The sequence below is a fragment of the Tabrizicola caldifontis genome (assembly GCF_004762095.1).
Taxonomy (GTDB): domain Bacteria; phylum Pseudomonadota; class Alphaproteobacteria; order Rhodobacterales; family Rhodobacteraceae; genus Tabrizicola; species Tabrizicola caldifontis.
This window is the reverse complement of the sequence record NZ_SIJH01000004.1, coordinates 76,393-88,818: the sequence shown is the minus strand read 5'-3', so window position 1 is coordinate 88,818 and position 12,426 is coordinate 76,393. Positions and strand designations below refer to the sequence as shown.

11 protein-coding genes are annotated in these 12,426 nt (G+C 66.2%); 6 read left to right on the top strand and 5 right to left on the bottom strand.

Annotated features, from left to right (window positions below; translation table 11 throughout):
• The first annotated feature begins 37 nt into the window (after positions 1 to 37).
• From ligA to EYB42_RS17695, 3 genes are all read left to right on the top strand, one after another.
• Positions 38 to 2,152 carry an NAD-dependent DNA ligase LigA gene (gene ligA, locus EYB42_RS04405; RefSeq protein WP_135448618.1) on the top strand — a complete coding sequence of 705 codons (2,115 nt, stop codon included), beginning with the start codon at positions 38 to 40 and terminating at the stop codon, positions 2,150 to 2,152.
• Complete coding sequence (gene recG / locus EYB42_RS04400; protein ID WP_135448616.1) at positions 2,149 to 4,233, top strand: ATP-dependent DNA helicase RecG; 2,085 nt, start codon at positions 2,149 to 2,151, stop codon at positions 4,231 to 4,233. The genes ligA and recG overlap by 4 nt, the downstream gene beginning before the upstream one ends.
• 162 nt (positions 4,234 to 4,395) lie before the next feature.
• Positions 4,396 to 4,518, top strand: a complete 123-nt coding sequence (locus EYB42_RS17695) for a hypothetical protein (RefSeq protein ID WP_256371613.1) — start codon at positions 4,396 to 4,398, stop codon at positions 4,516 to 4,518.
• Between the two features lie 129 nt (positions 4,519 to 4,647).
• On the opposite strand, the gene EYB42_RS04395 is transcribed toward EYB42_RS17695, so the two are convergent.
• Positions 4,648 to 5,091: an iron-sulfur cluster assembly scaffold protein gene (locus tag EYB42_RS04395; RefSeq protein ID WP_135448614.1), complete on the bottom strand. Its 444-nt coding sequence runs from the start codon at positions 5,089 to 5,091 to the stop codon at positions 4,648 to 4,650.
• 61 nt (positions 5,092 to 5,152) lie between these two features.
• Between EYB42_RS04395 and hisI the strand changes: the two genes are divergently transcribed.
• Positions 5,153 to 5,512, top strand: a complete 360-nt coding sequence (gene hisI, locus EYB42_RS04390) for a phosphoribosyl-AMP cyclohydrolase (RefSeq protein WP_135448612.1) — start codon at positions 5,153 to 5,155, stop codon at positions 5,510 to 5,512.
• A 45-nt stretch (positions 5,513 to 5,557) separates the two neighbouring features.
• On the opposite strand, the gene gluQRS is transcribed toward hisI, so the two are convergent.
• From gluQRS to gyrA, 4 genes are all read right to left on the bottom strand, one after another.
• Complete coding sequence (gene gluQRS / locus EYB42_RS04385; protein ID WP_135448610.1) at positions 5,558 to 6,397, bottom strand: tRNA glutamyl-Q(34) synthetase GluQRS; 840 nt, start codon at positions 6,395 to 6,397, stop codon at positions 5,558 to 5,560.
• Positions 6,385 to 7,713 (bottom strand): methylenetetrahydrofolate--tRNA-(uracil(54)-C(5))-methyltransferase (FADH(2)-oxidizing) TrmFO, encoded by a 1,329-nt coding sequence (gene trmFO, locus EYB42_RS04380; RefSeq protein WP_135448608.1) that lies wholly within the window; start codon positions 7,711 to 7,713, stop codon positions 6,385 to 6,387. Before trmFO ends, gluQRS begins: the two co-directional genes overlap by 13 nt.
• 72 nt (positions 7,714 to 7,785) lie before the next feature.
• Positions 7,786 to 8,097: a hypothetical protein gene (locus tag EYB42_RS04375; RefSeq protein WP_205909957.1), complete on the bottom strand. Its 312-nt coding sequence runs from the start codon at positions 8,095 to 8,097 to the stop codon at positions 7,786 to 7,788.
• On the bottom strand, positions 8,087 to 10,795 hold the full coding sequence (gene gyrA / locus EYB42_RS04370) for a DNA gyrase subunit A (protein WP_135448606.1): 2,709 nt from the start codon (positions 10,793 to 10,795) through the stop codon (positions 8,087 to 8,089). The genes EYB42_RS04375 and gyrA overlap by 11 nt, the downstream gene beginning before the upstream one ends.
• A gap of 189 nt (positions 10,796 to 10,984) precedes the next feature.
• Here gyrA and EYB42_RS04365 point away from each other — a divergent pair, with 189 nt between their 5' ends.
• Both EYB42_RS04365 and EYB42_RS04360 read left to right on the top strand, forming a co-directional pair.
• A complete protein-coding gene (locus EYB42_RS04365; protein WP_135448604.1) occupies positions 10,985 to 11,254 on the top strand; it encodes an usg protein in 270 nt (89 codons plus the stop codon).
• Positions 11,255 to 11,319: 65 nt separating this feature from the next.
• Positions 11,320 to 12,354, top strand: coding sequence for a lysine-2,3-aminomutase-like protein (locus tag EYB42_RS04360; protein WP_135448601.1), 1,035 nt, complete (start codon positions 11,320 to 11,322; stop codon positions 12,352 to 12,354).
• Positions 12,355 to 12,426: the final 72 nt, after the last annotated feature.

Genomic DNA, 12,426 nt, shown 5'->3' with positions numbered 1-12,426 from the left:
GCCGCATGGCATGGCGGGTGCGGATCGGGGGACGGCAATGAAGGAAAAGCCGGTCGAGGCGCTGACGGAACGTGAAGCAGCTGAAGAGCTTGCGCGTCTTGCGGCTGCGATTGCGGCGGCGAACCGGGCCTATCATACGCTTGATGCCCCCGAGATTTCGGATGCCGAGTATGACGCGCTGAAACGCCGCAATGCCGCCATCGAGGCGCGCTTTCCGGCGCTGAAGCGGGCGGATTCCCCCAGCGACCAGGTGGGCGCCGCCTTGGCCGAAGGCTTCGGTAAGGTCGTGCATCGGGTACGGATGCTGTCGCTGGAAAACGCCTTTTCTGCGGAAGAGGTGACCGAGTTCGACGAACGCGTGCGCAAGTTCCTGAACCATTCCGGAGCTTTGGCCTACACGGCCGAGCCGAAGATCGATGGCCTTTCGCTCAGCCTGCGTTACGAGGAGGGAGAGCTGGTCGTGGCTGCGACGCGCGGCGATGGCGAGGTGGGTGAGAATGTCACCGAAAACGCCCGCACGATTGCCGACATTCCCCGGCGCCTGACCGGCGCGCCCCGGGTGCTGGAGGTGCGGGGCGAGGTCTACATGTCGCATGCGGATTTCGCCGCCCTGAACGACAGGCAGGCTGCCGCGGGAGAAAAGACCTTTGCCAACCCGCGCAACGCCGCCGCCGGCAGTTTGCGCCAGCTTGACGCCCGGATCACCGCCAGCCGGCCGCTTAAGTTCTTCGCCTATTCCTGGGGCGAACTTTCGGAACCGCTTGCCAAGACGCAATTTACGGCAATTGCGCGGCTCAAGTCATTGGGATTTCCGACGAATCCCCTGACAGTCCTGTGTGATGGGCCAGAGGCGATGCTGGCCCACTACCGGCTGGTCGAGGCGCAGCGCGCGACTCTGGGCTATGACATCGACGGCGTCGTGTACAAGGTGGACGATCTCGCGCTTCAGGCGCGCTTGGGGTTCCGCTCTTCCACGCCGCGCTGGGCCCTGGCGCACAAGTTCCCGGCGGAACTGGCCTGGACCGAGCTTCTGGGCATCGACATTCAGGTTGGCCGTACCGGGGCCCTGTCGCCTGTGGCGCGGTTGCGGCCGGTGACGGTAGGTGGCGTGGTGGTGTCAAACGCCACGCTGCACAACGAGGATTACATCGCCGGTCGCGACAGCAAGGGTCAGCCGATCCGCGGCGGCAAGGATATCCGCGTGGGTGACTGGGTGCAGGTCTACCGCGCGGGCGACGTCATTCCGAAGGTCGCGGACGTGGATCTTTCGCGTAGAAAGAGCGACTCAAAACCTTTTGTTTTTCCAGATAGATGCCCGGAATGCGGCAGCCCCGCCCACCGTGAGGAGGGCGACAGTGTCCGCCGCTGCACCGGCGGGCTGATCTGCCCGGCGCAGGCTGTCGAGCGTCTCAAGCATTTCGTCAGCCGCGGCGCCTTCGATATCGAGGGGCTGGGGGCAAAGCAGGTCGAGATGTTCTTCAACGATCCGATCCTGCCCGTGAAGACCCCGGCAGACATCTTCACCCTTGCAGCAAGAGATGCCGCCAACCCCTTGCAGAAACTGAAGAACCGCGAAGGCTTCGGAGAGGTTTCCGTCGCCAAGCTGTTTGCCGCCATCGAGGCGCGGCGGACGATCCCGCTTGATCGGCTGATCTTCGCCCTCGGCATCCGGCATGTGGGCGAGGTGGCGGCCGGCCTTCTGGCGCGCCACTATGGCACCTGGGAAGCGTTCGAGACCGCCGTCACTCGTGCCGCGCCGGGCAACCCGGAGTGGCAGGAACTGACCTCGATCAACGGTATCGGTGCGGTGATGGCCCAAAGCCTGGCAGATGCCTTTCAGAACCCTGCCGAACGCGCGGCCATTGATGCGCTGGTCGCGCAACTGACGGTGCAGCCGGTCCAGGCCAGGGTTGCGACCGACAGCCCCGTGGCCGGAAAGACGGTTGTCTTCACCGGCACGCTGGAGAAGATGACCCGCGCCGAGGCCAAGGCGCGGGCAGAGGCGCTGGGGGCCAAGGTTGCCGGCAGCGTCAGTGCCAGGACCGACCTGGTGGTGGCCGGGCCCGGCGCCGGATCAAAGGCCAAAGAGGCCGAGCGCCTGGGGGTGCCGATCATCGACGAGGACGCCTGGCTGCGGCTGATCGGCGCATGACGCGGCCCGAGGCCCTGTTCCCGCTGTTTGCGGAACTTGAGACCCTGCCCGGCGTTGGCCCCAAGGCAGCGCAGGCCTTCAGGACGCTGGGGGTAGAGCGGCCCAAGGATCTGCTTTACCTGATGCCCCATTCGGTGGTGGACCGGGCGTTGCGCGCCTCGGTTCGTGATGTGACCCCGCCAGCCACGCTGACCGTCGAGGTAGAGGTCGGCCAGCATGTGCCGCCCCGCCGGAAGGGCGGGCCTTACCGGGTGCATGTCCGCGACCGGAAGCTGGAATTCACGCTCGTCTTCTTCCACGCCCGCACCGACTATCTGCAGAAGCTCTTGCCCACCGGCCAGCGGCGGCTGGTTTCGGGCAAGGTCGAGTTGTTCGACGGCATGGCGCAGATCGTGCATCCTGATCATGTGCTGCGACCCGACGAGGCAGACGAGATCCCGGCCTATGAGCCGGTCTATCCGCTGGCCGCCGGTCTGACGCAGAAGCTGGTGCAGAAGGCCGTGGCCGGCGCTTTGGCGCGCGTTCCGGACCTGGGCGAGTGGATCGATGCCGGACTCAAGTCGCGCGAAGGATGGCCGGACTGGACAAGGGCGCTGCACATGGTGCACGCGCCTGATGGCCCGGCCGGGCTGGCCCCGGATCATCCCGCGCGCCAGCGTCTGGCCTATGACGAATTGTTCGCGCATCAGCTGATGCTGTCGATCGCGCGGGCAAGGCTGCGGCGCGGCAAGGGAATCGAGACGCGCGGCGATGGGCATCTGCGGGCAAGGGTTCTGAAGAGCCTGCCCTATGCGCCCACCGGCGCGCAGGTCCGGGCCGTTGCCGAGATAGAGGCCGACATGGCCCGCCCAGTGCGCATGAACCGCCTGTTGCAGGGTGACGTGGGGGCGGGAAAGACGCTGGTTGCCTTCCAGGCGCTCTTGATCGCGGTCGAGGCTGGCGGGCAGGGCGTGATGATGGCGCCGACGGAAATTCTGGCGCGGCAACATTTCGAGGGGCTGGAGCCGCTGGCCCGCGCCGCCGGGGTGCGGCTGGAGCTGCTGACGGGCCGCGACCGGGGGGCAGAGCGGGCGGCAAAGCTGGCCGACCTGGCAGCGGGGCGGATTCCGATCCTGGTCGGCACGCATGCGGTCTTCCAGAAGGACGTGGCGTTCCATGATCTGCGGTTGGCGGTCGTGGACGAACAGCACCGCTTTGGTGTGGCGCAGCGGATGGAACTGGCCGCCAAGGGCAGGGCGGTGGATGTGCTGGTGATGACTGCTACCCCCATTCCGCGCAGCCTGGCCCTGGCCACGCATGGCGACATGGATGTGTCCGTGCTGGATGAAAAGCCTGCAGGGCGCAAGCCAATCCGCACCGCCATGGTCCCGGCCGAGCGGCTGGACGAGGTGGTGGACCATCTGCGCAAGGCCGTGGCAGAAGGACGGCAGGCCTATTGGGTTTGCCCGCTGGTCGAGGAATCCGAAGTGGTGGATTACGCCAGCGCGGAAGAGCGGTTCCGTTCGCTGCGCGCGGCCTTGGGCGACCGGGTGGGCCTGGTCCACGGCCAGATGCCTCCGGCCGAAAAGGACGCGGCCATGGCGCGCTTCGTGGCCGGTGAGACCTCGGTGCTGGTGGCGACCACGGTGATCGAGGTGGGGGTGAACGTGCCCAACGCGACGATCATGGTGATCGAACGGGCCGAGACCTTCGGCCTTGCGCAGCTGCACCAGTTGCGAGGCCGCGTCGGTCGGGGCGAGGCGCAGTCGACCTGCCTGCTGCTTTACCAGCCACCGCTGAGCGAAACCGGCCGGCGGCGGCTGAAAACGATCCGCGACACCGAGGACGGATTCCGCATCGCCGAGGAAGACCTTGCGATGCGGGGCGCCGGCGATCTGATCGGCACGGCACAATCCGGCCTGCCACGGTTCCGCGTGGCGGATCTGGAGCGCCAGGCGGGCCTGATGGGGCTTGCCCAGTCCGATGCGCGCAAGCTGTTGCACGACGACCCGGGGCTGTCCGGCCCGCGTGGCGAGGCAGCGCGGGCACTTTTGTGGCTGATGGATCAGGACCGGGCCCTGCGCCTGATCTCTGTCGGCTAGGGGGCGTTCATCCCACGCTTCCGCCTGGCCTTAGCGGGCTTAGGCCTTGGATACGCCGGACTGGAAGATCTTTTTTCCGAAATGTTCGCTAATGTTCTTAAAAAGTTCTTTACAGCCGCGATCAGGTGTGAGAACAATTCGGCAACTTTCATGGAGGACGCGATGAAAGACGCCATGAAGATGCTTATCGCCCAGCCCCCGCGCGGCGCTATGGAGGATGTGGCTGGTCTTGCCGCACTGTTCGTGCTGCTTATTGCCGTGCTGGCCTTCCCGGGCCTTGCCTGACCCTTTCTGCCCCGCGCTCTGCCCCCATGGGTGACGGCCTCGCCGCTGCCTGGCCAGCCGTCCGCCGTATCCAGATGCGCCACTAACGCCGCCATCCCCGGATGCGCGGCGTCTTTTTTCGGGGCTGGCCTAGGCTGCGGCCTGTGCGGCCTCTGCCGCCTCGCAGATCGCCTCCAGCGCCAGCAGGATCGAGGCGTGGCGGTTCTTGTAGTCGCGTGCCGGCAGCAGCACCTCGTAGCCGTCGAACGGTGCGGGCGGCACGGGGCCGTCTTCCTTCAGCATGGCCTTCAGCGCGTCGCGGGCGGCCTGAAGTTCGGGCAGCGTGCGGCCAATGGCGACCTGGCCGAGGATCGCCGCCGAGGCCTGGCCAAGGGCACAGGCCTTCACGTCCTGGGCAAATTCGGCGACACGCCCGTCGCGTAGCACGACGTCGGCCGTGACGGTCGAGCCGCAGAGCGGCGACCGGCGCCGGGCGCTGCCCTGCGGTTTCGTCAGACGTCCGTAATGCGGGATGTCAGCCGCCAGCGCCAGGATGCGGGCAGAGTATAGCTTGATCAGATCGCTGTCGCTCATGGAAATCCCCGGGCTGACCCCGTATGTAGACCCGCAACGCGCGCCTGCCAAGGAGAAGCCCATGCCCTTCGATCCGGCCACACTGAAGTATGATGCTGCGGGGCTGGTGCCTTGCGTGGCGCAGGACGCGGTTTCGGGCGAGGTGCTGATGGTCGCCTGGATGAACTCAGCCGCCGTCGCGCGCACCCTGGAGACGGGGCGGGTGACCTATTGGTCGCGCTCGCGCGCGGCCTTCTGGGTGAAGGGAGAAACCTCGGGGCATCATCAGCGGCTGGTCGAGCTGCGGGTGGACTGCGACCGCGACTGCCTCTTGGCGCTGGTCGAGCAGGAGGGGCCGGCCTGTCATACGAACCGGCGGTCCTGTTTCTACACGGCGGTCCGGGCGGGCGAGGAGGTCATCCTGTCCGAACCCATGGCCTGACGCCCCCCACCCCCATCTCCTCCCCACGAGGGGGAGGGGAGGCGCCTAGAGCCCGACCATGCGGCGGATGTCGGCGGGGGTGGCGCCTTCGGCCCGGAATTTCGAGATCGCGCGGGCATCGTCGCGCTTGGCCAGGCGCTTGCCCTGTTCGTCGCGGATCAGGCGGTGGTGGTGGTAAATCGGTGTCGGCAGGCCGAAGAGATGTTGCAGGATCACCTGGACGGGCGTGAAGTCGAACAGATCCTCGCCCCGGATGACATGGGTGATGCCCTGGTCGGCATCGTCGAAGGCGGAGGCGAGGAAGTAGGCGACGATGCCCTCTCCCTTCCGCGACAGGACCACATCGCCGATCTCGGCCAGCGCGCGGCCGGGGTCGATGCGGTGCCGCCCGGCATGGGCGGGGCCGGTTTCGGTGAAGGCGAGGTCGGCGCCCGAAAGCCGGTCGAGCGCGGCGGCGAGGTTCAGCCGCAGGGCGTCGCCCGGACGGCGGTCGGACATCGGGCGGCCGCGGCAGGTGCCGGGATAGACGGCGAAGGCCACGCCTTCCTGCGGGGCTGAAAGTGCCGCCCGGATGTCGGCGCGGGTGCAGCAGCAGGGATAGAGAAGTCCTGTATCGGCAAGGGCTTCGAGGCGGATGTTGTAGTCCTCGATCCTGGTGGACTGGCGCAGGATCGGGCCGTCCCAGGAAAGGCCGAGCCAGCGCAGATCCTCCTGGATCAGGGCGTCCCATTCGGGGCGGCAGCGGTCGAGGTCGGTATCCTCCATCCGCAACAGGAACCGGCCGCATTCGGCGCGGGCCATGTCATGGGCGAGGATCGCGGAAAAGGCGTGGCCGAGATGCAGCGGGCCGGTAGGGCTGGGGGCGAAGCGGGTTACGAAAGCCATTCCGTGAAAGCCTGCTTCGCCCGGTCGGTATAGGCCTTGTAGCGGTCGTGCCGCCCCCGCCGGCCGCCGCGCGCTTCGATCGGCGGGAAGAGGCCGAAGTTGACATTCATCGGCTGGAAGGTCTTCGCCTCGGCCCCGCCGGTGATGTGGGTCACCAGCGCCCCCATCGCGGTTTCCGGGGGAGGCGGGGGAAGCGTGCGCCCGAGCAGTTCATGCGCGGCCATGCGTCCGGCCAGCAGCCCCATGGCGGCGGATTCGACATAGCCCTCGACCCCGGTGATCTGGCCGGCAAAGCGGATATGCGGCCGCGACTTCAGCCGCATCTGTGTATCCAGCAGCGTGGGCGAATTGATGAAGGTGTTTCGATGGATTCCGCCGAGGCGGGCGAAGCTGGCGTTTTCCAGTCCTGGAATCATACGAAAAACAGTAGTTTGCGCGCCATACTTCATCTTCGTCTGGAAGCCGACCATGTTGTAGAGCGTGCCGAGCCGGTTGTCGCGGCGGAGCTGGACCACGGCATAGGGCTTTTCATCCGGGCGATGCGCGTTCGTCAGGCCCACGGGTTTCATCGGACCATGACGGAGCGTGTCGCGGCCGCGTTCGGCCATGACCTCGATCGGCAGGCAGCCGTCGAAGTAGCCGGCGGTCTCGCCTTCGTGGAACTCGGTCTTTTCGGCGGCGAGGAGGGCGTCGATGAAGGCCTCGTACTGGTCGCGGTTCATCGGACAGTTGATGTAGGCGCGGCGTTCATCCTCGGTCTCGCCCTTGTCGTAGCGCGACTGCATCCAGGCCACGGACATGTCGATCGTCTCGGCATAGACGATGGGGGCGATGGCGTCGAAGAAGGCCAGAGCCTCGGCCCCGGTCGCGCTGCGGATGCTTTCGGCAAGGGCCGGGCTGGTCAGCGGGCCGGTGGCGACGATCCAGCGACCGGCTGAAGGAAGTTCGGTAACTTCCGCATGTGACGTTGAAATCAGGGGGTGAGACTTCAGCCGCTCGGTGACGGCGCGGGCGAAGGGTTCGCGGTCCACCGCCAGCGCCCCGCCAGCGGGCAGGCGGTGGCGGTCGGCCATCTCCATCACCAGACTGCCGGCCTGGCGCATTTCCCAGTGGATCAGCCCCACGGCATTGCGTTCGTGGTCGTCCGACCGGAAGGAGTTCGAGCACACCATTTCGGCGAAATCGCCGGTCCGGTGGGCGAAGGTGGCGACCTTGGGGCGCATCTCGTGGATGACGACGGGCACGCCGAGATTCGCGGCAGCCCAGGCGGCCTCGGATCCGGCCATGCCGCCGCCGATGATGTGCAGGGGTTCCATGCGGGCGGGTGTAGCTGCGCGGGGCAGGCGTTGCAAGCAGGGGCGCTGCCCCTCTGGGCCCTTCGGGCCCATTCACCCCGGGATATTTGGGAACGGAAGAAGGGCATGGCGTTCGGCGCGTGTGAAGGCCAGCGGGTCCTGGGCCGGGCGTCCAAGGGTGGCGGCCTTGAGAAAGAAGCCGGGCGCGGGAAGGCCGTCGGGCGAAAGGCGCTGGCGGAGGACGGCGGCGCGGAAGGGGCGGCCGGCTGCTGCGTCTTCCTCCATCAGTCTTTCTAGCGCGTTTGTCAGCTCTTCCATGCGCAGGCCGAGGTCGCGGGCAAGTTTGCCATAGGTGATGGTCTGCCCCGCGGCGGCGAGCGCCGCGAGGCGGGCCTCAAGCGTCATCACCCTGATCGGCGACGCGGGCGACAGAGACAACCTCTTCATCCGCGGCGATGGAAAAGACCTTGACCCCTCCGGCGCTGCGCGAGCGGAAGCTGATCTGGTCCACGGGCACGCGGATCGACTGGCCGGTCGAGGTGGCGAGCATGATCTGGTCGGAGAGTTCGACCGGGAAGGAGGCGACGATCCGCCCGCCGCGGGGGCCAGGGGAGATGGCCTTGACGCCCATCCCGCCGCGGCCCCGGACCGGGTAGTCGTGGCTGGACGAGAGTTTCCCCGAACCGCCCTTGGTGACGGTGAGGATCAGATCCTCGGCCGCCGACATCTCGGCATAGCGTTCGGGGGAAAGCTGGCCCGCGGCGACGATCTCTTCCTCGTCGTCGGCGGTATCCTCCTCGGTCACGCCGGCCATCAGGCGGCGCTGTTTCAGATAGGCGGCGCGTTCCTCGGGCGTGGCCTCGAAATGGCGGATGATCGACATGCTGACCACATGGTCGCCCTCGGCCAGGCGGATGCCGCGCACGCCGGTCGATTCGCGCGAGCGGAAGACGCGGATTTCCGTGGTCGGGAAGCGGATGGCGCGACCGCCTTCGGTGACGAGCATCACGTCATCGTTCTCGTCGGCGATGGCAGCGTTCACGAGGCTTACGCCTTCGGGCAGCTTCATCGCGATCTTGCCGTTGCGCATCACGTTGGTGAAGTCGGAGAGATCGTTCTGCCGCACGTCGCCGTCCGACGTGGCGAAGACGATCTGAAGCTTGCCCCAGTCCTCTTCGGGCACGTCCACCGGCATCAGCGCTGCGATGGTGATGCCGCTCTGGATCGGCAGAATGTTGACCAGGGCCTTGCCCTTCGCGGTGCGCCCCGCAAGCGGCAGGCGCCAGCATTTCAGCTTGTAGACCATGCCGTCGGTGGTGAAGAACAGAAGCGGCGTGTGGGTGTTGGCGACGAAGAGCGTGGTGACCACGTCGTCGTCCTTGGTCTGCATGCTGGCGAGGCCCTTGCCGCCGCGGTTCTGGGCGCGGAATTCGGCCAAGGGCGTGCGCTTGATGTAGCCGCCCGAGGTGATGGTCACCACCATGTCCTCGCGCTCGATCAGATCCTCGTCCTCCATGTCGCCGGACCAGTCGGCAATCTCGGTCCTTCGGGGAACGGCGAAGAGGGCCTTCACCTCGCGCAGTTCGTCCGAGATGATGCCCATGATCCGGTCGCGCGAGGAAAGTATGTCGAGGAAGTCCTTGATTTTCGACGCCAATTCTTCAAGCTCGTCGGTGACTTCCTTCACCCCCATCGCTGTCAGCCGCTGAAGCCGCAGGTCGAGGATCGCGCGCGCCTGGGCCTCGGACAGGTTGTAGGTGCCGTCGTCGTTCACCTTGTGGCTGGGGTCGTCGATCAGGTGGATGTAGTCGGCGATGTCATGGGCGGGCCAGCGGCGGGTCATCAGCCGGTCGCGCGCCTCGGCCGGGTCGGCAGAGGCGCGGATCGTTGCCACCACCTCGTCCACGTTCGACACAGCAACCGCGAGGCCGCAAAGGATATGGCTGCGCTCGCGCGCCTTGCGGAGTTCAAAGGCGGTGCGGCGCGCAACGACTTCCTCGCGGAAAGTAATGAAATGGCTGAGGAAATCGCGAAGGGTCAGCTGTTCGGGCCGGCCGCCGTTCAGGGCCAGCATGTTGCAGCCGAAGCTGACCTGCATGGTTGAGAACCGGAAGAGCTGATTCAGCACCACGTCGGGCGTCGCGTCGCGCTTCAGCTCGATCACGACGCGCACGCCGACACGGTCGGATTCGTCCGCAATGCCGGCGATGCCCTCGATCTTCTTCTCGCGCACGAGTTCGGCGATCTTCTCGATCATCGCGGCCTTGTTCACCTGGTAGGGTATCTCGTCCACGACAATGGCCCAGCGGTCCTTGCGGATCTCCTCGACATGGGTCCTTGCGCGGATGATGACGCTGCCGCGCCCTTCCAGATAGGCCTTGCGCGCGCCGGAGCGGCCGAGGATCACCCCGCCGGTCGGGAAATCGGGGGCGGGGATGATCTCCATCAGCTGCTCGGTAGAGATGTCGGGGTTTTCGATCAGCGCGAGCGTGCCGTCGATCACCTCGCCCAGGTTGTGCGGCGGGATGTTGGTGGCCATGCCCACCGCGATGCCGCCCGCGCCGTTGACGAGCATGTTCGGGAAACGCGCCGGAAGGACGGTGGGTTCCTTGTCCTTGCCGTCGTAATTGTCCTGGAAATCGACGGTGTCCTTGTCGATGTCGGCCAGAAGAAAGGCGGCCGGCTTGTCCATCCGCACTTCGGTGTAGCGCATGGCTGCGGCATTGTCCCCGTCCATGCTTCCGAAATTTCCTTGCCCATCAAGGAGTTTCAGCGACATGCTGAAGGGCTGCGCCATGCGTACGAGGGCATCGTAGATCGCGCTGTCGCCGTGCGGGTGATATTTCCCCATCGTGTCGCCGACAGGTCTGGCCGACTTGCGGTAGGGCTTGTCATGCGTGTTGCCGCTTTCGTGCATCGCAAACAGGATGCGCCGATGGACGGGCTTCAACCCGTCGCGCAGGTCGGGGATCGCACGGCTGACGATCACGCTCATCGCGTAATCGAGGTAGGCCGTCTTCATTTCGGCGGCGATGTCGATCTGGGGGCCGTGATGCTCCGGGCGTTCTGCTTTGTTTTCAGTGTCTTCCGGGATATCGGCCATGTGGCGCGCGCCTTCCGTGCGGTCTCAAGATCTAGCAGGCGGAACGATACACCATTCAAGCTGTGGGGTGCAATGGCGGGCTGGCCGGTGCTGGCAGCCGGAAGTGGTGAGTGACAACATATTGTTTTCATTGATTTTTGAACCAGCTTTGTCATGATTCCGTCATGTGCCACGGGAAAGGAGGCATGCATGACCGGGCGCGAGACGGAACTGATGCTGAAGGGCTATGGGCTGACAACGGCCGAACTTTTCTACCGGATGCCGGATTATCGCAGTGTTCTCAACAGCTTCATCTGGCAGGAGTATGATCTTGCGCCGGATTATCCCGCGCTCTTCAGGTTCATCGAATTCTGGCAGGAAAAGATCGAGGGGCCGCTTCATTCGGTTCGCTTCACGCACAGGAAGCTGATCGCGCCGGGCGAATGGCGCAACGTTGTGGGCGAGTTCCGGCTGCATTAGGCAGGACACGCCCTGCGCCCGGCAGGGCCTTGCAGGCGGGGCGGACCGGGGGTAGGTCGCCAGTCATGACCAAGACCGGCCCGATCCCCGCTGCCCTTGTCAGCCTTGACGCCCTGGAGCGTGCCGGGCTTGCCGACCCTGCCGACCGATCAACACTGGAGGCGGTGGCGGAAGAGTTCCGGGTACGGATCAGCCCCGCAATGGCTGCCGTGGGCAGTGCCGGGGTCAGGGCGCAATTCGTGCCCGATGTGCGCGAGTTGCGTGTTGTTCCGGAAGAGCTGGCCGACCCGATCGGCGACGGTGCGCACAGCCCGGTTGCGGGGCTGACGCATCGCTATTCCGACCGTGCGATCCTGCACGCGACGCAGACCTGCGAGGTTTACTGCCGCTTCTGCTTCCGGCGGGAAACTGTGGGCGAGACCGGACATCTGGCCGAGGCAGAGTTCGGTCGGGTGCTGGAGTATCTGCGTTCGACCCCTGCGGTGCGCGAGGTGATCTTCACCGGTGGCGATCCGCTTGTCCTGTCGGCGCGGCGGCTTGCGTCGATGCTTGACCGGCTTGAGGGCCTTGGGACACTGGAGGTGCTGCGCTTTCACACCCGTGTGCCGGTCGTTGCGCCAGAGAAGGTGACCGAGGCGCTTGTCGCGGTGCTGGACCGCGCGCTGCCGGTCTGGCTGGTGATCCACACCAACCACCCGGACGAGATCACGCCCGGGGCAGCGGCGGCGCTGCGGCGGCTCAGCCGCGCCGGGGTGCCCCTTCTGTCGCAGACCGTGCTCCTGAAGGGCGTGAATGCCGATGTCGACACGCTGGAGGCGCTGTTCCGGGCGCTGATTCGGAACCGCGTGAAGCCCTATTATCTGCACCATCCCGACCTTGCGAAGGGAACCGGGCATTTCCGGGTCACGCTGGAAGAGGGGCAGGCAATCGTGGCGGCCCTGCGCGGGCGGCTGACGGGGATTGCGCAGCCGGTCTATGTGCTGGACATCCCGGGCGGGCACGGCAAGGTGCCGGTCGGCCCCGGCTATCTGCGCCGCGCGCAAGAACACTGGATCGTCACCGATCCGCAAGGGTGTGATCACGTCTACCGCGACCTTTAGTACACCCCTTATCGTTTACTTGCTGGCGCTGTTCGCTGGCGGTCGGCCTGGGGAAGACTGCCAGCACCGGCT

Bases quoted from the DNA above. Each gene is read 5' to 3' on its own strand.
- ligA (WP_135448618.1), top strand. From the start codon at position 38: ATGAAGGAAAAGCCGGTCGAGGCGCTGACGGAACGTGAAGCAGCTGAA.
- recG (WP_135448616.1), top strand. From the start codon at position 2,149: ATGACGCGGCCCGAGGCCCTGTTCCCGCTGTTTGCGGAACTTGAGACC.
- EYB42_RS17695 (WP_256371613.1), top strand. From the start codon at position 4,396: ATGAAAGACGCCATGAAGATGCTTATCGCCCAGCCCCCGCGCGGCGCT.
- EYB42_RS04395 (WP_135448614.1), bottom strand. From the start codon at position 5,091: ATGAGCGACAGCGATCTGATCAAGCTATACTCTGCCCGCATCCTGGCG.
- hisI (WP_135448612.1), top strand. From the start codon at position 5,153: ATGCCCTTCGATCCGGCCACACTGAAGTATGATGCTGCGGGGCTGGTG.
- gluQRS (WP_135448610.1), bottom strand. From the start codon at position 6,397: ATGGCTTTCGTAACCCGCTTCGCCCCCAGCCCTACCGGCCCGCTGCAT.
- trmFO (WP_135448608.1), bottom strand. From the start codon at position 7,713: ATGGAACCCCTGCACATCATCGGCGGCGGCATGGCCGGATCCGAGGCC.
- EYB42_RS04375 (WP_205909957.1), bottom strand. From the start codon at position 8,097: ATGACGCTTGAGGCCCGCCTCGCGGCGCTCGCCGCCGCGGGGCAGACC.
- gyrA (WP_135448606.1), bottom strand. From the start codon at position 10,795: ATGGCCGATATCCCGGAAGACACTGAAAACAAAGCAGAACGCCCGGAG.
- EYB42_RS04365 (WP_135448604.1), top strand. From the start codon at position 10,985: ATGACCGGGCGCGAGACGGAACTGATGCTGAAGGGCTATGGGCTGACA.
- EYB42_RS04360 (WP_135448601.1), top strand. From the start codon at position 11,320: ATGACCAAGACCGGCCCGATCCCCGCTGCCCTTGTCAGCCTTGACGCC.